The 20,361-nt window shown below is 64.7% G+C and carries 18 protein-coding genes; 2 read left to right on the forward strand and 16 right to left on the reverse strand.

What is annotated here, in order from left to right:
- The 12 genes from VKM35_RS04545 to VKM35_RS04600 all read right to left on the reverse strand — a co-directional run.
- On the reverse strand, positions 1–983 hold a 983-nt coding region (locus VKM35_RS04545; protein ID WP_324318809.1), incomplete at its 3' end, for a hypothetical protein.
- A 31-nt stretch (positions 984–1,014) separates the two neighbouring features.
- On the reverse strand, positions 1,015–1,920 hold the full coding sequence (locus tag VKM35_RS04550) for an ABC transporter ATP-binding protein (protein ID WP_324318811.1): 906 nt from the start codon (positions 1,918–1,920) through the stop codon (positions 1,015–1,017).
- Between the two features lie 61 nt (positions 1,921–1,981).
- Positions 1,982–2,392: a GntR family transcriptional regulator gene (locus VKM35_RS04555; protein ID WP_324318813.1), complete on the reverse strand. Its 411-nt coding sequence runs from the start codon at positions 2,390–2,392 to the stop codon at positions 1,982–1,984.
- 132 nt (positions 2,393–2,524) lie between these two features.
- Positions 2,525–3,406 (reverse strand): methyltransferase, encoded by an 882-nt coding sequence (locus VKM35_RS04560; RefSeq protein ID WP_324318815.1) that lies wholly within the window; start codon positions 3,404–3,406, stop codon positions 2,525–2,527.
- A gap of 175 nt (positions 3,407–3,581) precedes the next feature.
- On the reverse strand, positions 3,582–4,271 hold the full coding sequence (gene modB, locus VKM35_RS04565) for a molybdate ABC transporter permease subunit (RefSeq protein WP_324318817.1): 690 nt from the start codon (positions 4,269–4,271) through the stop codon (positions 3,582–3,584).
- A 1-nt stretch (position 4,272) separates the two neighbouring features.
- Complete coding sequence (gene modA, locus VKM35_RS04570) at positions 4,273–5,058, reverse strand: molybdate ABC transporter substrate-binding protein (protein WP_324318819.1); 786 nt, start codon at positions 5,056–5,058, stop codon at positions 4,273–4,275.
- Positions 5,059–5,093: 35 nt separating this feature from the next.
- Positions 5,094–5,633, reverse strand: a complete 540-nt coding sequence (locus VKM35_RS04575; protein ID WP_324318821.1) for a molybdopterin-dependent oxidoreductase — start codon at positions 5,631–5,633, stop codon at positions 5,094–5,096.
- Between the two features lie 117 nt (positions 5,634–5,750).
- Complete coding sequence (gene aceK / locus VKM35_RS04580) at positions 5,751–7,472, reverse strand: bifunctional isocitrate dehydrogenase kinase/phosphatase (RefSeq protein WP_324318823.1); 1,722 nt, start codon at positions 7,470–7,472, stop codon at positions 5,751–5,753.
- A 166-nt stretch (positions 7,473–7,638) separates the two neighbouring features.
- Positions 7,639–9,105, reverse strand: coding sequence for an efflux transporter outer membrane subunit (locus tag VKM35_RS04585; RefSeq protein ID WP_324318825.1), 1,467 nt, complete (start codon positions 9,103–9,105; stop codon positions 7,639–7,641).
- Positions 9,098–12,268: an efflux RND transporter permease subunit gene (locus tag VKM35_RS04590; protein ID WP_324318827.1), complete on the reverse strand. Its 3,171-nt coding sequence runs from the start codon at positions 12,266–12,268 to the stop codon at positions 9,098–9,100. Before VKM35_RS04590 ends, VKM35_RS04585 begins: the two co-directional genes overlap by 8 nt.
- A 112-nt stretch (positions 12,269–12,380) precedes the next feature.
- Entirely contained in the window at positions 12,381–13,586 is a 1,206-nt protein-coding gene (locus tag VKM35_RS04595) for an efflux RND transporter periplasmic adaptor subunit (protein WP_324318829.1), read from the reverse strand.
- Between the two features lie 107 nt (positions 13,587–13,693).
- A complete protein-coding gene (locus tag VKM35_RS04600; RefSeq protein WP_324318831.1) occupies positions 13,694–14,584 on the reverse strand; it encodes an SDR family oxidoreductase in 891 nt (296 codons plus the stop codon).
- Positions 14,585–14,976: 392 nt separating this feature from the next.
- Here VKM35_RS04600 and VKM35_RS04605 point away from each other — a divergent pair, with 392 nt between their 5' ends.
- A complete protein-coding gene (locus VKM35_RS04605) occupies positions 14,977–16,017 on the forward strand; it encodes a LysR family transcriptional regulator (RefSeq protein ID WP_324318833.1) in 1,041 nt (346 codons plus the stop codon).
- A gap of 131 nt (positions 16,018–16,148) precedes the next feature.
- Here VKM35_RS04605 and icd read toward each other — a convergent pair whose 3' ends face one another.
- The gene (icd, locus tag VKM35_RS04610; protein ID WP_324318835.1) at positions 16,149–17,477 is read right to left on the reverse strand and encodes an isocitrate dehydrogenase (NADP(+)); all 1,329 of its coding nucleotides are present in this window, start codon (positions 17,475–17,477) and stop codon (positions 16,149–16,151) included.
- Between the two features lie 267 nt (positions 17,478–17,744).
- Here icd and VKM35_RS04615 point away from each other — a divergent pair, with 267 nt between their 5' ends.
- Entirely contained in the window at positions 17,745–18,284 is a 540-nt protein-coding gene (locus tag VKM35_RS04615) for a hypothetical protein (RefSeq protein WP_324318836.1), read from the forward strand.
- A gap of 104 nt (positions 18,285–18,388) precedes the next feature.
- On the opposite strand, the gene VKM35_RS04620 is transcribed toward VKM35_RS04615, so the two are convergent.
- The 3 genes from VKM35_RS04620 to VKM35_RS04630 form a co-directional block, all read right to left on the reverse strand.
- Positions 18,389–18,925: a hypothetical protein gene (locus VKM35_RS04620; protein WP_324318838.1), complete on the reverse strand. Its 537-nt coding sequence runs from the start codon at positions 18,923–18,925 to the stop codon at positions 18,389–18,391.
- An 11-nt stretch (positions 18,926–18,936) separates the two neighbouring features.
- Entirely contained in the window at positions 18,937–19,764 is an 828-nt protein-coding gene (gene queF, locus VKM35_RS04625) for an NADPH-dependent 7-cyano-7-deazaguanine reductase QueF (RefSeq protein ID WP_324318840.1), read from the reverse strand.
- A gap of 129 nt (positions 19,765–19,893) precedes the next feature.
- Positions 19,894–20,292: an acyl-CoA thioesterase gene (locus VKM35_RS04630; protein WP_324318842.1), complete on the reverse strand. Its 399-nt coding sequence runs from the start codon at positions 20,290–20,292 to the stop codon at positions 19,894–19,896.
- Positions 20,293–20,361: the final 69 nt, after the last annotated feature.

The raw sequence follows: 20,361 nt of genomic DNA on the forward strand, positions 1-20,361 counted from the left end.
AAGCGCATGCTGTCGTGACTGAATACCCAGCGGATACGCCGCGTGTCGTCGTCGAACTCCATCGGATCCTTGTTGGTGAGCTCGTTGCGCACCGGGTTCCAGCGCACGTTCGTGGCCATCTGGAACACGTCCGAGATCGCGGCCTGTTCGCGCCACAGCGGCGCGTCGGCGGCCCTGCTGTTGCGCAGGCCAGCGATGATCAGATCCTTGGGTTCGGCGTTGTCGGCTTCCTTCGCGCTGCCCGGAATCGGCGTCGGCAGGTTGTTGGGATGCGTGCCTTGCATGATCCAGACCAATTCAGCGCCGAAGCAGATCAGCATGAACAACATCCAGCCGGCCATCTGCAGCGGCAATGCGGTGGCGACGATGCCAACGACGTTCTGCGGGGGCGAACTGAGGTCGGGCTTGAACGCGGACACGATCATGATCGCGAGCCAGGCGAGCACGAGCAGTTGCAGGACGATCGCGCCCAGGCCAACCGCATTGCTGGCCATGAGCAGGGCGAGGAATACCAGCGCGCTCGCGCCGTAACGCTTGTGGCCGAGCATCGCGTAGCCGCCGGCCAGATAGCCGCACCAGGCGATCAGCAAGGCCGACAGCAACAGCCACAGATGCCGCGTGTCGAGCACGCGCGCGGTCATCGTCTTCTGCCAGATGGCGATCGTCAGCGTCGGCAGGGCGATCGCGATCGTCAACAGCACCGCGCCGGCGGCGAACAACGCCGCCGCGACCTGCCAATGCGGCAGTGGCCGATGCAGAAGATTCAACCAGGCATTAGGCCGGCGATAGCCGCCCATCTGGTACATGCCCAACAACAGGCCGGTCAGCACGTAAACACCGCCGATGACCTGATAGACCAGGTCGGGCTGCTGCGCCAGATCCACGACCCGCGTCATGAAGCCCAGCACGAGCAGGTGCACGACGGCGAACACGATCGCCCAGGTGCGGAAGCGCAGAAATTCAGCCTTGAACAGATCCCGCATGATGTTTTCCCTTGGATGGTTCGCTTCGCGCTCAGGCCGCAGCCGGCGCCGCGTGGTTCTTGGCCAGGAAGCCGTTGACGGCGCGGTCCAGGCTGACGGGCATGCTTTGCACGCTGCGCGCGCCGTGCGCACGCAGGAATTCGCCGAAGTCCTCGTCCTGGTCGATGACCACGTAGTGATGCAGGCCATCGATGCGCTGCACCTGCAGCAGGCCCGGCACCAGTTGCTGGTCCGGCCCCTTGAACGGGATATCGGCCACCCAATAAGTGACGCGCGCGCAGAAATCCTCGGGCGCCGACATGTTCTTGAGTTGGCCGCGCTCGAGGATGATCAGGTTGTCGGCAACGCGCTCGATCTCGTCCATCTGGTGCGAGCAATAGATCACCGTGCAGTCCTCGCTGGCGTTGCTGTACATCAGCGATTCCAGGAAGGCGCGCTTGGCGACCACGTCCAGGCCCAGCGTCGGCTCGTCGAGCACCAGCAGCTCCGGGCCTTGCGCCAATGCCAGCGCGAGATTGAAACCGGCGCGCTCACCGCGGGAAAGTTGCCCGACTTTCTGTTCCGGCAGCACGTGGTAATGACCGAGCACGCTGGCGAACGCGGCCTCGTTCCAACGGCGGTACTGGCGCCTGTGCATCGCGATCACCGCCGACACCGGCATCCAGCCCGGCAAGGTGTGTTCTTCATTGACGAAGCCGATGCGGGCCCGGTCATCGGGCGTCAGGCAACCGCTGTCGCGTCCGAGAATGCGCGCCTCGCCTGCAGTCGGTGGCAGGAAGCCAAGCAGGATGCGGAACAGCGTCGACTTGCCGGCGCCGTTCGCACCGACGATCGCGTGGATGCGGCCGCGTGGAATCTGCAGGTCGAGGTGGTCGAGCGCGAGCTTGCTGCCGTAGCGTTTGCTCAGCGCGCGGGTTTCTATGACGAAGTCGGACATGGGGGCGCTCAAGGGTCGTCAGTGAAATCGATCGGCGCGCCAGCACGGGCGCCGTCCGGAATCAGGCGGTTTTTTTTGTCGCGAAGGCCTGCAGCTCGACATCGATGCGCGCGATCACCTCATCGGCGGCGATATCGAGCGCGACCACGTCATGCACGAAGCGGCTGACCGCCTCGTCGAAGCGTTTGTCGCGCTCGTGCGCACTGAGCCGTTGCCGCGGCGGCGCGACGAACAGGCCCAGGCCCTGGCGCGCCTCCAGCCAGCCTTCACTGGTGAGCTCGGCGTAGGCCTTGGCGACGGTGTTGGGATTGATCGTCAGCTGCATCGCCAGGCCGCGCACGCTGGGCAGCTGCACGCCCAGCTGCAATTCGCCGGTGGCGATCTTCATGCGCACGCCATCGGCGATCTGCTTGCTGATCGGCCGCGGATCGCCGGTGGCGATCTCGATCATCAGGGCCTGACTGCGGGCCATGGCGAATCCTTACTGTACTGTGTGTGCTAGTACAGTACGAACAGCGAGGCGGGCTTGTCAACCCCCATTTGAGCCGTAGGTGCCAGCTGGCTGGCGATATCGTTCAAGTCGCCAGCAAGCTGGCTTCTACGTTCAGGGCTTCACGAACTTCAGCGTCATGCGATCGCTTTCGCCGATCGCCAGGTATTTCTCGCGATCCTTGCTGCCTTCCTTGAGCGTCGGCGGCAGAGTCCAGACACCGCCGGGATAGTCTTTCGTGTCGTTCGGATTGGCGTTGATCTCGCTCTTGCCGACCAGCTCGAAGCCCGCGCCTTTCGCCAGGTCGATCACGTAGTCCTCGGGCAGATAGCCGCTGCTCTTCATCTCTTCGGCAGGCGCGCCGGCACGCGCGCGATGATCGACCACGCCGAGCACGCCGCCGTGTTTGAGCACAGTGAAAAAGCCCGCGAACATCGCCTTCTCGTGACCTTCCATCACCCAGTTGTGCACGTTGCGGAAGGTCAGCACCACATCCGCCGAACCCGGCGCACCGAGATTCGGCGCCGCCGGATCGATCTCGATGATGCTGGCGCGGTCGTAGACATCGCCACGTGCGCCGAATTTTTTCCGCAGCGCGAGATTGCGTTCGGCGGTCGCCGCCTGCGCCTCCGCATCGCCAACCTTGGCGGGGTCGGGAATCACCGCAAGATAGTTGCCGTTGTCGCGCTGCATCGGCGCCAGGATTTCCGAATACCAGCCGCCGCCAGGCCAGATCTCGATGATTTTCTGGCCCCTGCCAACACCGAAGAAAGCCAGCGTTTCGCGCGGGTGACGGTAAACATCGCGAGCGCGGTTTTCCTCGCTGCGCCAATCGCCGGCAAGGATGCGATCCAACGGATCGGCCATCGCCTCGGAATATCCGGGTGCGTGCGTATCGATCGGCGCGGGCGCGGTGGCCGTGTTCGCCGGCGCCTCGTGTTTTCCGCAGCCCGCGAGCAGCAGGGCCGACAGCAACAACGTGAGGGAACGGCGCATGGCGAACTCCGGAGCAGCGGAAAAGAGGGCCGCAGGCTAGCACGTAGGAGCGGCTTGAGCCGCGACGAATCCTGCGACACGAACTGAAGCAATCGCCGCCACGCCCAAGCCTGCCTCGGCAGGAACTACACCCAAGATCGAATACTTGCGTTGATCGGGATCTTGCGAAGCCTGCTTACTCGCTGGGCAGGCGATACGCCGAACGCCGCACCAGCCATTCCGATGCGACCAGAGCGCCCAGCGACAGCAGCAGCGAGACGATCGCAAGACGGGCGATGCCGCTCTCGCCACCGGGCACCTGCGTGAGTGTGTACATCGCCAGCGGAATCGTCTGCGTCTCGCCGGGAATGTTGGATACGAAGGTGATGGTCGCGCCGAATTCTCCCAGCGCCTTGGCGAACGCCAGCGTCATGCCCGCGGCGATGCCGGGGATACTCAGCGGCAAAATTACCTGCCAGAACGCCGCCCAGGGATGCGCGCCGAGACTGGCGGCCATCTCGTCGATGTCACGCGGAATCGCTTCGATCGACAGGCGCACCGAACGCACGAACAAGGGAAAAGCCATGATCGCCGCGGCGATCACCGCGCCGGTCCAGCGAAACGCAAAACTGAAACCGAACCAATGCTCCAGCCAATAACCGATCGCACCGTGCCTCCCCAGCAACACCAACAACGCATAGCCGGTCAGCACCGGCGGCATCAGCAAGGGCAGATGCACCAGCGCGTCGAACACCACCTTGCCGCGGAAACTCCAGCGCGCCAGCACGTAAGCCACCGCGATCGCCGCGGGCAGCGCGCAGACTACCGCGAGGAAAGCGACCCGCAGGCTGAGGGCGATCGCACTGAGTTCGTCCGGCGTGAACACGTCAGGGTCGGCTGAATCCGGCACGCTTGAAGATCGCCTTTGCCGCCGCGGATTTCAGGAAGGCGAGAAAGCCTTTCGTCGCGGCGGCATCGGCACGGCTCACGCGCGCGGCGGGATAGATGATCGCGTCATGACTATTTTCCGGAAATGTCGCGACCACGCGCACTTTCGCTTCGGCCTGGGCGTCGGTGGCGTAGACGATGCCCAGCGGCGCTTCGCCGCGCGCGACATAGGCCATCGCCGCGCGTACGTTCTCGCCCTGCGCGAGATGCGCGGAAACGCCATCCCAAAGCGCGAGTTTGGTCAGGGCCTGCTTGGCGTAGCGACCTGCGGGAACGCTGCCGGTTTCCGCGACGGCGAGGCGGCCATCGCCGAGTGCCTTGAGCAATGCGCCGGAAGCATCCAGCGCGACGGCACGCTGCGTGGAATCGGCCGGCGCGATCAGCACCAGGCGATTGCCGACGAGGTTGAAGCGCGAGCCCACATCGATCTGCGCGCGCGTGGCCAGATAATCCATCCACTCGCCGTCGGCGGAGATGAAGATGTCGGCTGGCGCGCCCTGCTCGATTTGTTTGGCCAGCGCCGAACTCGCCGCATACGAGACCACGACCTTCTGCTGCGAGCGCCGCGTCCATTCCGCGGCGACGGCGTCGAGGCTTTCCTTGAGGCTTGCGGCCGCGAAGACGGTGATCTGTGGTGGCGACGCGGCCGGCGTCTTCGCGAAAGCCAATGCCGGCAACGCGAGCCCCAGCAACAACAGGAAGCAATGGCGACGCAGGAAATTCATGGTGGTGTTCCCGTCAAAGTAGGGTCGATGTGGAATCAATGTGCGCTGTTCGCAGGCGTGGTCGCGGCATCGACGAGTTCGATGCTGCGCAGGCTGCGCAACCAGCGCGCCGCGCGTTTGTCGCCGGGAACAACCAGGCGGAACGGTCCTTCCTCGGCCGACAAGGCCTTGCCCTCATGTTGATCGACCAGCAAGACCGTCGTGTTGCCGAAGCCGGCATCGAGTTCGGCAAGACTGAAAACGATCTGGTAGCCGTCGGTCGCGGTGACGCGTACGAACTTCGCCATCTCGCGCCCGCGCAATTGTTTGTCCAACGGCGCGCCGGCCTGGCGCAGCACATCGACCAGGGCCACGCCCTGCCATGACGACAGTGGCTCTTCATGCGTCGCGGCGCGCACTTCCTTGCGCGGCAAGGTCGCCAGCGACGCAGCAGTGAGCACGATCGCGGGCTTGCCCGGCAGCGTAAGTTGAATCGCCGCCGCAGTCGGCACAGACGTCGCTGTTTCCGCAGCAAACGCGGTGCAGGCGACGGACAACAGGCAAAGCGCGGAAACCAGCAGGAGGCGACGAGACATGATGCGAGCCGTGAAAGCAGGAGCCGGTACTTTACACCGGCGCTTGAACCGGATTGGTCGCCAGCGAGCTGGCTCCTAGGGGCGCGGGAACCGGATTTGTCGCCAGCGAGCTGGCTCCTACAGGCGCAGCGCCTCGGGATACGGCGGCACGTCGGTGAAACCACCGGCACCGAGATTGGCCTGCAGGCGCTGCCACCAGCCGACATCGAAAATCTCGCCGTGCGCGGCCAGCAATGCCGCGCGTTGATTCGGGCTCAGGCCGAGGAAGCGCGGGAACTGTTCCGGGAAGACATCGTTGTCGGCGACGTAATACCAGGCACCGTGGTGCATCTCCTCTTCCTCGTTGCGCGCTTCGGGAAGTTTGCGGAAGCGGCACTCGCTGACCAGGCACAGCTCGTCGTAGTCGTAGAAGATCGCGCGGCCATTGCGGGTGACGCCGAAATTCTTCAGCAACAAATCGCCGGGAAAGATGTTGCTGCGCGCGAGATCCTTGATCGCCTGGCCGTAATCGAGCACCGCGGCGAGCGCGGCATCTTCGGAAACTTCCTTGATGTAGAGATTGAGCGGGCGCAGCCGGCGCTCGATGTAGCAGTGGTGCACGACGATGTCGTCGCCGTCCTCGCTCACCGATTCGCGGCATTCGCCCAGCAACTCATCGAGCAACACACCGGCGAATTGTTCGCGCGGGAAGCGCAGAAAGCGGTATTCCTGCGCGTCGATCAGGCGGCCGACGCGGTCGTGGCGGAACACGAGGCGATATTTTTCCTGCACCTGTTCGCGCGCGATGTTTTTCGGATAGGCGAAGCGGTCGCGGATCAGCTTGAACACCAACGGATAGCCCGGCAGCGTGAACACCGCCATCACCATGCCGCGCTCACCGTCGGCCTGGATGAGTTTCTGCTCCTGGTTCGCGCCGAGATAGCCGAAGAAATGCCGGTAGCGTTCGGTCTTGCCCTGTTTGGCGCGGCCGAGCACGGTATAGATCTCGTCGACCGGTTTGCCCGGCAACAAGGTACGCAGGAACACCACGGCATCGCCGACGGTGGCGAGATCGGCGTGAAAATAACTGTGCGTGTAGCCGAACAGCACCGCCACGTGCTGCCGCGTGCTCAGCACCGCATCGACACGCAGGCCGCCATCCTCGTGCACGAGTGCGATCACGCAGGGTGCGTAATGATCGCGGCCGAAGATGCGGCCAACCAGATAGGCGCGGCGCTCGCGATAGAACACGGTATCGAGCAGCTCGATCGCGACGATGCCGCCTTCGCCCCAGTCCGCGTGCCGCGTCATCAAGGCCTGGGCAACGCGCATCGCATCGCCGCGGGCATCGACGTGGGCGATCGCGAACGGATAGCCGGCGAGCACACGTTCGACCGTCGCCGCGAGATCGCCGGAGACGGCATAGCTGTGCCGCGCCACCGGATGGGTGATGCGGTCGGTGGGCTCGATGTCGAGCGCGACGAATTCGATGTCGGCGGCGACGCCGCGGGTCTTGAAGAAGCGCCGTGTCAACGTATTGAAAAAAGTCTTGTACAACTCCTGGTCGAGCAGCTCGGCGATCAGTCCGGCGTAGTGGTCGCGGATCGTCGACCACAGCGGCCGGTCCTGCGCCTGCGTGGCGAGACGCTGTTCAAGTTCCAGAGAAATCTCGGCGACGCAGCGATCGTAGAGCTCGATGCGCTCGATCGCGTCTTCGCGCGCCGCCGTCCAGTCGCGTGTCTCGAAACGGCGACGCGCGCGCCGGGTGATCGCATCGAAGCGCGCATCGTAATCGCTGAACGCGTCGCGGATCGCCGCGGCGCAGGCGCTGGCGAGGTCGGGAATAGGTTCGGCAGGCATGGCCCAGTCTAGCGGGTCATGCGCGGCGGACGTGCTCATCGTTTGGAGCCCGTCCACAGCGCCGGGGAAACCGTCATTCCCACCTTTGCGGGAGTGACGGGCTTTCTCCATTGTCCCGCCACTCACCGCGCCCCTCAGCAATCACAAGCACAGGCTCTGCCTGCGTCTACGGACTGCGCACTGCGACAGGGACGCGCCTGGGCAGGTTGTCGGGCCAGCCACCGGCAAGCGCCTGGTATAGCGACACCCAACCGGTGAGGCTGCGCGTGCGACTTTGCGCGAGCGCGTCCTGCGCCTGCAAGTTGCTGCGCTCGGCATCCAGCACCTCGAACAGATCGGTCGCACCGTTTTCGTAACGGATGCGCGCCAGTTGCGCGGCGCGCGCACTGTCGGCGGCGGCGCGGGCGAGGTGTTCGTCCTCGGCGCGCGCGTTTCCGTAGCGCACCAGCGCATCTTCGGTATCGGCCAGCGCGCGCAACACGGTCTGTTCGTAACGCGCGAGTTCCGCCGCCGCATCGGCATCGGCCGCCGCGACACGTGCGCGCACGCGACCGACATCGAGGAAAGACCAATCGACGCCGAGTGCGACCAGGCGCGTCTCGCTGTCGCGTCCGAACAAGGCATCACGATCCACGGCCTGGCTGCCGATCAGGCCGCCGAGCGTGAAGCGCGGGAAGAAGTCGGCCTTGGCCACGCCGATGCGCGCGGTCGCGGCACGCAGGCGGTATTCCGCAGCAGCGATGTCGGGACGCCGTCGCAGCAGATCGCCGGGTGTGCCCGGATCAACGACGCCTGGCTGCGCCGGCAACGGCTCGCGCCACTTCAGGCCATCGGTGGCGATGCCGGGTGGCTGCCCAGTCAATACCGCCAGATGATGCAGAGTGATCGCGATGCGTGCCTCCAGCGCCGGTGCGCGCGACTGCGTGCCGGCGAGCAGCGCACGCGCACGCGCGGTGTCGAACTCGCTGCCGCGCCCGGCCCGGAACCCCATCTCGACCAGACGCAGCGTCTCGGCCTGCGATTCCGCGCTCTCCTGCGCGACACGCAGTTGTTCCTGCAAGCCGCGCAACTCGATGTAGCTGCGCGCGACTTCGGCAACGATCACAACCTGCAGTGCGCGGAAATCCGCGCTCGCCGCATCCGTGCCGGCGCGGCCAGCTTCGACCTGGCGACGCACGCGACCGAACAGATCCAGTTCCCAGGCGGCGCGCGCAACGACGCTGGTTTGCCTGCCATCGCGATCGGCACGCGCCAAGCCTGGTTGTTGGTCGGCACTGGCGCGGGCATCGCTCGCGCTGCCTTCGCCGGTGATCGTTGGAAACACGTCCAGGCGCGTGCCGCGCTGCAGCGCCTGCGCACGCTCGGCGTTGGCCAAGGCGATGCGCAAATCGTGGTTGGCGACCAGCGCCTGTTCGATCAGCGCGGTCAGTTGCGCGTCACCCAGGCGCCGCCAGAACTGACTTTCGTCGTCGTGCGTCGCGGCTGCCGTGACCGGCGCAAGCGCACCGGCTTCGCTGAACTTTTCCGGCAGATCCAGCATCGGGCGCACATGGTTCGGCCCGACCGCGCACGCCGACAACAGGGCGCCGAACACCGCAGCGGCGATGGTGGTTTTTTGCAAAGAGTTACGCATGGATATTCTCCAGGGCAGCCGGGGCATGCGTCACCAGCGGACGCGGAACCAGCTTTCGCAATGCCACGTAAAACACCGGGGTAAGGAACAAACCGAACAGGGTCACGCCGAGCATGCCGGCGAACACGGTGATGCCGGTCACCGAACGCACCTCGCTGCCCGCGCCGCTGCCTAGCACCAGCGGTACCGTGCCGGCGATGAAGGCGATCGAGGTCATCACGATCGGGCGCAGGCGCAGGCGGCAGGCTTCGAGCGCGGCTTCGATCACGCCCATGCCCTGCATTTCCAGTTCGCGCGCGAACTCCACGATCAGGATCGCGTTCTTGCAGGCCAGGCCCATGAGCACCACCAGACCGACCTGCACGAACACATTGTTGTCGCCGCCGGTCAGCCACACGCCGACAAGGGCCGACAGCAACGTCATCGGCACGATCAGGATCACCGCCAGCGGCAGCGTCCAGCTCTCGTACAGCGCCGCGAGCACGAGGAAGGCCAGCAGCACCGACAGCGGGAAGATCAACAGCGCGGCATTGCCCTGCGTAGCCTGCTGGAAACTCAGGTCGGTCCATTCGATGTTCATGCCGTTGGGCAGCACGTGCGGCGCCATTTCCTTGAGCTTGGCCATGGCCTCGGTCGAGGACAGCAGACGCGGATCAGCGTCGCCGATGAGATCCGCGGCTGGATAGCCGTTGTAGCGGATCACCGGATCCGGACCGTAGGTCTGCGTGAGCGTGACCATGGAGCCGATCGGCACCATCTCGCCATTGGCATTGCGCGTGCGCAGGTTGGCGATGTCTTCGGCGCCATCGCGATACGGCGCGTCGGCCTGGGCGATGACCTGGTAGGTGCGGCCGAAACGGTTGAAGTCGTTGACGTACTGCGAACCCAGATAGGTCTGCAGCGTGTCGAACAATTCGGTCAGCGGCACACCCTGCGCCTTGGCCTTGTCGCGATCGACTTGCGCGTCGAGCTGCGGCACGTTCGCCTGGTAAGTGCTGATCGGGAAGTGCATGCCCGGGGTTTGCGAGATCGCGCCGGAGAGCCCGTTCACCGCATTCTGCAACTGGCCGTATCCCAGACCTGCGCGATCCTGCACGAACAGCGAGTAGCCCGAGCCCTGGCCAAGGCCGAGGATCGGCGGCGGCATGATCGAAAACGCGAAACCTTCCTGGATGCCGGCGATCTTGGCGTTGATCTCGGCATTGATCTGCTCGGCGCTGCGGCCATGGCGTTCGTGGAAAGGCTTGAGCGGGAAGAACACCGTGCCGGTGTTGGGTGTGTTGGTGAATTGCAGCGCATTCAGGCCCGGGAACGCGACCGCGTTCTGCACGCCGTCGGTGCTCAAGGCTATCTGGCTCATCTTGCGGATGACCGCATCGGTGCGCTCGAGCGAGGCGCCTTCGGGCAGCTTCACGCCACCAATCAGGTACAGCTTGTCCTGCGTCGGAATGAAGCCACCCGGCACGGCCTGGAACATCACGCCCGTGCCGACAAGCAGCGCCGCATACACCACGAACACCGCGCCACGCTTGCCCAGCGCCCGTGCAATCGCGCCCTGGTAGCGTTCCGAGCTGCGGCCGAAGAAGCGGTTGAACGGACGGAACACCCAGCCGAACATGCGATCGATCAAGCGCGAGGGCGCATCCTTCGCCGCGCCATGCGGCTTGAGCAGGGCCGCGGCCAGCGCCGGCGACAGCGTCAGCGAGTTGATCGCCGAAATCACCGTGGAGATCGCGATCGTCACCGCGAACTGCTTGTAGAACTGGCCGGTGACGCCGTTGAGGAAGGCCATCGGCACGAACACCGCGCACAGCACCAGCGCGATCGCGACGATCGGGCCGGAGACTTCCTTCATCGCTTGGTGCGCCGCCGCCAGCGGCGTCATGCCGGCCTCGATGTTGCGCTCGACGTTTTCGACCACGACGATCGCATCGTCGACCACGATGCCGATCGCCAGCACCAGACCGAACAAGGTCAGCGTATTGATCGAGAAGCCCAGCAGGTACAGGGCCGCGAACGTGCCCACGATCGATACCGGTACCGCCAGCAGCGGAATGATCGACGCGCGCCAGGTCTGCAGGAACAGGATCACGACCAGCACCACCAGCAGCACTGCCTCGAGCAGGGTCGTGACGACGGCCTTGATGGAATCGCGCACGAACACGGTCGGGTCGTACACGACCTCGTAGCTCATGCCTTCCGGGAAATGCTTGGACAACTCGGCCATGCGTGCGCGCACCGCGTCCGACAGTTCGATCGCGTTCGCACCCGGCGACTGGAAAATCGGGATCGCGACAGCGTCCTTGTTGTCGAGCTGCGAGCGCAGCGTGTAGTTGCCGGCGCCGAGCTCGATGCGCGCGACATCGGAAAGCCGGACGATCTCGCCGTCTGCGCCGGCCTTGATCACGATGCGGCCGAATTCTTCTTCCGACTGCAGGCGACCCTGGGCGTTGATCTGCACGAGGAAGTCGCTGCCATTGGGCGTGGGTTCGGCGCCGAGCTGGCCAGCGGAGACCTGCACGTTTTGCTCGCGCACCGCACGTACGACGTCACCCGCCGTCAAACCCCGTGCAGCGACCTTGTTCGGATCCAGCCACAGGCGCATCGCGTAATCGCCCGAACCGAACAGCGCGGCCTGGCCGACACCGGGCAGGCGCGCGAGTTCGTCCTTGATCTTGAGAGTGGCGTAATTGCGCAGATACAACGAGTCGTACTTGCCGCTCGGCGAAAGCAGATGCACGACCATGGTCAGCGTCGGCGACTGCTTCTGGGTGGTCACGCCCTGGCGGCGCACGTCCTCGGGCAGGCGCGCCTGCGCCTGGCTGACGCGGTTCTGCACCTGCACCTGCGCCTGGTCGGGATCGGTGCCGGGACGGAAGGTCACGGTGATCACGAGCACACCGTCGGAACCGGCGACGGACTTCATGTACATCATGTCCTCGACGCCGTTGATCGCTTCCTCCAGCGGCGTGGCGACGGTTTCGGCGATCACCTTCGGGTTCGCACCCGGATAGATCGCGCGCACCTGCACGGTCGGCGGTACGACGTCGGGGTATTCGCTGATCGGTAGTTGCGGGATCGCAATCAGACCGGCAGCGAAAATGACGATCGACAGCACCGCGGCGAAGATCGGTCGATCGATGAAGAATTTCGAGAAATCCATGGCGAATCCTTGGGCGACGCGAAGCCGCGGGTATCGGCGACCGTGAGCACGGCCGCCCGGATGATTTCGTGTTGCCGCGATCGTCGCCGACCGCGCGTTTTGTCTTTTCCGCTTACTTGTTTGCGACCGCCACGTTCGCCGCGCCGCCACCGACGGGCTTGCTCATGGCCACGACCGTCGCCTTCACCGGCATGCCGGGGAAGAAGATCTTCTGCACGCCGTCCACGACCACACGATCGGTAGGCGCAAGACCGCTCTGCACGACACGCAGGCCATCGACCATGCGGCCGAGCTGCACGTCCTTGCGCTGTGCGGTGTTCTCCGGACCGACGACATACACGTACTTGCGGTCCTGATCGGTGAGCACGGCCTTGTCGTCGATCAGCAAGGCCTTGAACTCGCCGCTGCCTTCGATCTGTACGCGCGCGAACAGGCCGGGCGTGAAGATGTGATCGGGATTGGCGAGCACGGCGCGCGCGCGGATCGTGCCGGTGCGCGCATCGACCTGGTTGTCGATGAAGTCGACCGTGCCGGTGTGCGGGTAGCCGATCTCGTTGGCGAGGCCCACGCGCACCGGATTGTGCGAGGCATCGCGACGGCCTTCGCGCGCGAGCTGGTTGTAGCGCAGGTAGCTTTGCTCGTCGCCTTCGAAATACACATGCACGGGATCGAGCGATACCAGGGTCGTAAGCAGGGTCGTGTCGGCCTGGGCAAGATTGCCCGTGGTCACGAGGGCGCGACCGGCGCGACCGGAAATCGGCGAGCGTACTTCCGTGAACTGCAGGTTGAGGCGCGCGGTAGCAACGGCGGCTTCGGCACCGCGCACGACGGCGTTGCGTTCGGCGGTCGCAGCGTGACGGGTTTCGAATTCCTCGCGGGAAATCACCTTCGCCGCGATCAGCGTCTGTGCGCGCGCATCTTGGGTTTTCGCCAGCGCAGCATCGCTGCGGGCGCGTTCGAGTTGCGCCTGCGCCTGTGCAAGTTCCGCTTGGTACGGGCGCTGGTCGATCACGAACAGCAGATCGCCCTTACGCACTTCCTGGCCTTCCTGGTAAGCGACGCGTTCGATGTAGCCGCTCACGCGCGGTCGCAAGTCGACGGTTTCCACGGCGGCGACGCGGCCGGTGAAATCGTCCCACTGACGCACGTTCTTCGACAGCACGGCGGCGATGCTCACGTCCGCCGGCGGCGGACCACCCGCCGGCTCCGCCGCCCGGCTGCCACAACCGGCGAGAACGAACGCGAACGCGATGGAGCCGGCCAGTGCAAGCAGGTGCAGGACGGGCTTGTTTGACGTCGGGGAAATGACTCGGTTCATTGCGTTGGCCTCGTTGAATGCGGATCGAAATGCGTAGGAAGGCAGGCTCGGCCGTGCCATGACGGCAAGATCAAGCATCGATGTCTCAGGGTTCGGGACTGCATCGCTCATTTGCTCGCCGATGCCGACAGCAGCGGCTTGAGCAGCGCCCAGGTGTCGTCGAGATAGCGCTGCGGGTCCTTGCTGTCCGGGTCGTCGATCAGGGGGGCGGCGTTTGTCGGCGAGAGGTAGGCGCTCGTTGCCCCATGCGTGATCGGGCGCGTCGGTGGATTAGGGATGGTCGTGTTCCGACGCGAGCGCGGAACGTTCGGAGTCGCGTAACGCACGATGGCTTGCACCGCTTGCGTGGGATCGGCCTGGTCGACCAGCGCCAGCGCCTGCGTGCCGATGGCGACGGCGCTGGGCCATTGCTCGCAGGCGCAGGCTTCGTTGTCGATGGTGCGCGCCGGCGTATCGACCGCCAGCAACTGCACGCGCACCGACAGCGCGCGCGCTTCGTCGTGCAATACGCGCACAAGCATGTTCAGCGCGGCCGCGCATACGGAATGGTGGCCGTAGCCGGCCCATGGGTTTTCGCTACCCGGGCCGCCGATGATGACGTAGCTGCCATTGCGGCCCGAGGCCGCGAGCAACGGCAACAACTGCCGCGCGGCGGCGAGTTGCGGCAGCAGGTCGTTGTCGAGTTTTTCCTTCAGCGCCTCGCCCGGCTGGTCGAGCATGCGACCGCGCGCCTGTTCATGGCAGCGGCTGATCAGCATGCCGGCGATCGGGCGATGCAGATCGTGCAGCGCCTGCGCGAGCGCGGCGCTGTCGTGTTCGTCGTCGACCGAACCACGCACAGTGGTGAAGTCGGCATCGATGTATTGCGCCTGCATCAGCGCCAGGCCGGCGCGGTCGCGGGATACGGCGATTACCGGCCGGCCGGCGTCGACGACCGCTTGAACCAGGCCGCGGCCGATGCCATTCAATGCGTCGAGGACGAGGACTGGCCCTTTCACTGTCCCATCTCCGGGATATTTTCTCCCGCATTCGGGACGATGCCGTTCCAATGGGAAGCGCTGGCAGCCGGCACCACCCTCGCGACCAGGCTGCGGTTGCCCGGGGAGACCGGGCTCGATTCCGGTCCAGCCAGGACCGTCACCACAGGCGCGGAGCCCCGGTAAATAGCGGTCCCCGGGCGATCGCCAGCGGCCGGCGCAAGCGCCGACAACGAGGCAAGCAGTAGGGTCAGAAAGATCGGTCCGGCGAGTCGAAGTACCGACATGGCGAAGGTCCCGTGGAAGAGTGGACGCACTCTAGGCCTCGGATTGGCTCTTGATTAGCCGGCAATTCAGGGAATAATTGTCCCGGAATCGGTCCAATCCCGATCCACTCTCTCGGAGCCCGGTCCATGACCCGCGATCTCAACGACACCATCATCTTCGTCAAGGTGGTCGAAGCCGGCAGCTTCATCGCCGCCGCCAAAGCCCTGCGCCTGCCCAAGACCACCGTCAGTCGCAAGGTGCAGGACCTGGAAACGCGACTCGGCGCGCAGCTGCTGCATCGCACGACACGCAAGCTCGGCCTGACCGAAGCGGGAAACGTCTATTTCGAACATTGCCAGCGCATCGCGCGCGAACTCGATGAAGCCGAAAGCGCCGTCGGCCAGTTGCAAGGCGGGCCGCGCGGCTGGCTGCGTTTCACCGCACCGTATTCGGTCGGCATCACCTGGATCGCGCCGCTGCTCGGCGAATTCCACGCGCGGCATCCGGAAGTGCGCGTGGAGATGATGCTGACCAATGAATCGCTGGACATCATCGACAAGGAAATCGATGTCGCGCTGCGTATCGGCAACCTGCCCGATTCCAATCTGGTCGCGCGGCGGCTGTCGGTGTTCCGCACGCAGGTGTACGCGAGTCCGCTGTATCTCGAACGCCACGGCGAGCCGCTGCACCCGGACGATCTCCTGCATCATCGCGCGCTGGCGATGCCGAAATCGCGACGCCACAACGGCTATGCATGGCAACTTGGCGACGGCACGCGCACGGCGGAATTCGCCGTTGATCCGATCCTGGTCGCCAACGATCCGGCGGCGCTGCGCGGTGCGTTGCTGTGCGGCGAAGGCCTGATGCTTGCGAGTGATGTGACCGTAAAGGCATTTGCCGAACAGGGCCATGTGCGCCGCGTGCTCGCTGGCTGGACCGGCCCGGAAATGGATTTCAATGCGGTGTACCCGCGCGGCCAGGTGCAATCGCCGAAGGTGCGCGCGTTCGTCGACTTCCTGGTCGAGCGTCTGAATTTCGACGCCGACTACATGCAGGTGCTGTGCCCGGATCGCCTGCGTTACGAGAAAGCGGCACAGGAGGCGAACGAGGCACTGGCGTCGGCGGAACTTGCCTATGTCGGCACACGGGCACCGGCGCAGGCAGAGCTCGTTACCGTCAATCGCTGAGGTCGTCGCAATTCGCAGGCGCGGGCACCATTGCGCCTGCAGGCGCAATTCCACCGGAAAAAAAGGGGCGCCTGGGCGCCCCTTTTCTTTCACTGCTTCATTCGCCAGAAAACTGGCTCCTGCGGCTTCAGCTACATGTGGCTGATCATTTCGTCGGCGAATTCCGAGCACTTCACTTCGGTCGCACCTTCCATCAAGCGGGCGAAATCGTAGGTGACGCGCTTGCCGGCGATCGCCGCATCCATCGCCTTGATGATCGCATCCGCCGCTTCGTTCCAGCCCATGTAACGCAGCATCATCTCGCCCGACAGAATCACCGAACCCGGGTTGACCTTGTCGAGATCGGCGTACTTCGGCGCGGTGCCGTGCGTAGCTTCGAACACCGCGTGGCCGGTGACGTAGTTGATGTTCGCACCCGGCGCGATGCCGATGCCGCCGACCTGCGCGGCGAGCGCATCGGAAAGATAATCGCCGTTGAGGTTGAGCGTGGCGCAGACATCGTATTCGGCCGGACGCAGCAGGATCTGCTGCAGGAACGCATCGGCGATCGCATCCTTGATGATCAGGCCAGCGCCGGGCTTGCCTTCCGGAATCACCATCCACGGGCCGCCGTCGAGTTCGACCGCGCCGTAGAAATCCTTCGCCACCTGATAGCCCCAGTCACGGAAGCCACCTTCGGTGTACTTCATGATGTTGCCCTTGTGCACCAAGGTCACCGACTTGCTCTTGTTGGTGATCGCGTACTGGATCGCGCTGTGCACCAGGCGCTCGGTGCCGAGATACGACACCGGCTTGAGGCCGACGCCAACCATCACCGGGGTTTCGCGTTTCGGGCCGCCGACGCCTTCCAGCGCCTTCTGCCATTCGGCATTCTTTTCGGCGGTGCCGAAACGGATCTTGCCGAACATCTGCGGGAATTCCTTCGCCACGAAGTCCAGCACCTTCTGCGCTTCGGCGCTGCCGCCGGCCCATTCGATGCCGGCGTAGATGTCCTCGGTGTTCTCGCGGAAGATCGTCATGTTGACCAGGTCGGGACGCTTGACCGGCGAGGGCACGCCCTTGAACCAACGCACCGGGCGCAGACAGACGTAGAGATCGAGCATCTGGCGCAGCGCGACGTTGAGCGAGCGGATGCCGCCGCCAACGGGCGTGGTCAGCGGGCCCTTGATCGAGACCAGATAATCGCGGCAGGCCTGCACCGTCGATTCCGGCAGCCAGGTGCCGAACTGGTTGTTGGATTTCTCGCCGGCGAACACTTCCAGCCAGTGGATCTTGCGCGCGCCGCCATAAGCCTTGGCGACCGCGGCATCGAGTACGCGCACGCTGGCGCGCCAGATGTCGGGGCCAGTGCCATCGCCTTCGATGAAGGGAATGATCGGATGATTGGGCACCGCGAGCTTGCCGCCCGCGATGGTGATCTTCTCGCCGCCGGGCGGCGGGGTGACGATGGGTTCTGCCATGACTCCTCCCGTGTAATGTCGCGACGCCTCGACGGGCGCTGGACGCGCATTGTCGCGGTTTGTGCCCGCAGGTGAAAGCGCCGGGCGGATCGGGGTAGTTGCATGGGCCGGTTGTAGGAGCGATGCAAGTCGCGAATGCCATCGCGCCGTGTGGAAATCGCGACCTGCGTCGCTCCTGCGATCGCGGCGTCCATGTCGATTCCACCCGATCATTTGTGCCGCCGCCAGCCCTGGCCTACTCTCGCCATCACTTCACGGGAGATCGCCATGCGCCAGATCGTTCGCAATCTGTCATTGCCCGCCCTGCTGGGCATTGCCGCGTTCGCGCAGGCGCAGACGCCGCCAGCGCCGCCACCCGATTGCAAGGCGCCGGAATATCGGCAGTTCGATTTCTGGCTGGGCGACTGGAACGTGCCCGCGCCGAAAGGCCAGCCCGATGGCCACAGCCACATCGAAACCATCCTCGCCGGCTGTGTGATTTCGGAAAACTGGCGTGGTGGCAGCGGTTTCGAAGGCAAGAGCTACAACATCTACAACCGCGAGACCGGGCACTGGGAACAGTACTGGGTCGATGTCAGCGGCGCGCGCCTGCATCTGGTCGGCGGATTGGTGGACGGCAAGATGATCCTGGACGGCGTGCAGGACAAACCCGATGCGCAGACCGGCATCGCGCAACGCGAGCGCATCACCTGGACGCCGAATGCCGATGGCAGCGTGCGCCAGCTCTGGGAAAGCTCGAAAGACGACGGCAAGACCTGGAGCGTCAGCTTCGACGGGATGTACCGGCATCCGGCGGCGAAGCCTTGAGAGCGTCATAGCACCCGTAGGAGCGACGCGAGTCGCGATTTCTCCGATTTGCGACGCGATCTGAAGAAGTCGCGACTTGCGTCGCTCCTACAAATCGGTGGAAATCACCGCACCTCGAAACTGCGCGTTTCCATCGGATGCCGGTCGATCGAGATCGCGACCTGATACTTGCCTGCTGGCCAACCGCCGGGATTGCGCACGCTGAAGGTGGTGATCGTCGCCGATGCCGGCACCAGCGTCTGTTCGGTGTCGGCGATCAACTGGCCGTCGGCCGTGGTCCATTTCGCCGATATCTTCAGGCCCTGGTGCGTGCCGGTGCTGAGCACGGCGGCGTAGATCGGCTCGCGCGGAGTGAATACCGTCTTGCCGGCGACGACATTGTTCTCGTTGTCCACGCTGCTGCCCAGCGTGACGGTGGCGATCTTGAATTCGCCCAGTTCCGGCGCCTGCGCGGGTTCGTCGGTGGCGGCATTGCCGCCGAACAAACCAAACAGCCCGCCGTCTTTTTTCGCCGGCTTGTTCGCCGCGGCCGGCGCGGTGGTGGCCTGCGCGCCTTTCGCCGCGTCCTCGGTTTTTCCGTGACAGGCCGACAACGCGATCGGCGCGATGACGGTGAACATGATCAGGCGGAAACGCAGCATGGTCGGTCCTCTCACTGGCGGGAAGTGCGCGTGTTGTCCGGCATCAGCCAGCCCGGGGTGCAGCGGAACGGATTGATGTCCAAGCCACCGCGGCGCGTGTAGCGCGCGTACACCGACAAGCGGCTCGGCGCGCAGCGTTGCCGAATATCCATGAACACGCGCTCGACGCATTGTTCGTGGAAATCGTTGTGCTCGCGATACGACACCAGATAGCGCAGCAATCCGTCGCGGCCCAAACGCGGCCCGACATAACGGATCTGCAGGCTGGCCCAATCGGGTTGACCGGTCACCGGGCAATTGGATTTGAGCAGGTGGCTGACCAGGGTTTCCTCGACCACCGCCTCTTCGTTGCTGTAGAGGAAATCCGCGCGCGGCGGGCCGTAGTGGCTGACTTCCAGCGGCAGGTCGTCGATCACTTCGCCGGCGAGATTGGCGATCAACGCGGCCTGCGGCGACGTCGGTGTGGTCAGCACCACCGATACCGGCGCGCCAGCGGCGGCACTTAGATCGCGCGAGAGCTGACTGCGCAGCGTGTCGGTATCGGGCACGCGCGTCTGCATGTAGCTGTTGAGATAAAGCTTGAAACTCTTGGACTCGATGATGTTCGGCGATTCCGCCGGCACGCGGAATTCGGCGATCACCACGCGTGGCTTGCCGCGGGCGTCGAGCCAGCTCAGCTCGAAGGCATTCCAGATATCGATGCCGATGAAGGGCAGCGTCGTGCCGATGCCGAGTTCGCTGCGCTTTTCCGCGCGCGCGATCGGAAACAACAACGCCGGATCGTAGCTGCCGCCGTAAACGACGGCCTTGCCGAGGCTGGACTGGTCTAGCGGGTTCATGCCGATATTGTGGCACGGCCTCGGCAGCGTAGGAGCCGGCTTGCTGGCATGTCGGCCCAGGAAGCAACTACCCATAGCTCACATGATTGCCGGAACAAGGAATATCTATTTTCGCCAGCAAGCTGGCTCCTACGGACCAGATGATGGGGACAGCGCCGGGACCGGCGTGGGTTTTCCGTCCGGGCCGAGCGCGACCATCGTGAACAGGCCGCGGGTGGCGAGTTGCCGCTCGCCCGAGAGCAGGTCTTCCGAATACATCTCTACCGCCACCTGCATCGAACTGCGCCCGACCTTGTGCACGCGCGCAATCAATTCGACCAGCGCACCCTGCTTCACCGGCGCCTGGAAATCAATGCGATCGGAATTGGCCGTGACCACCGTACGTCGCGAATACCGCGACGCCACCATGAATGCGGCCATGTCCATCCAAGCCAGCGCGCGCCCACCGAACAAGGTGCCCATATGATTGGTGTCGTCGGGAAACACCATTTGCATCATGCGGGCTTCGATCGGTGCGACCTCGGTCATGGCGACAAATCCGTAGCGGTGGCAGGAGCCGCGATCATGGCATGGCTGCGGCTTTGTAGGAGCGATGGT

The sequence above is a fragment of the Arenimonas sp. genome (assembly GCF_035312645.1).
In the GTDB taxonomy this organism is placed as follows: domain Bacteria; phylum Pseudomonadota; class Gammaproteobacteria; order Xanthomonadales; family Xanthomonadaceae; genus Arenimonas.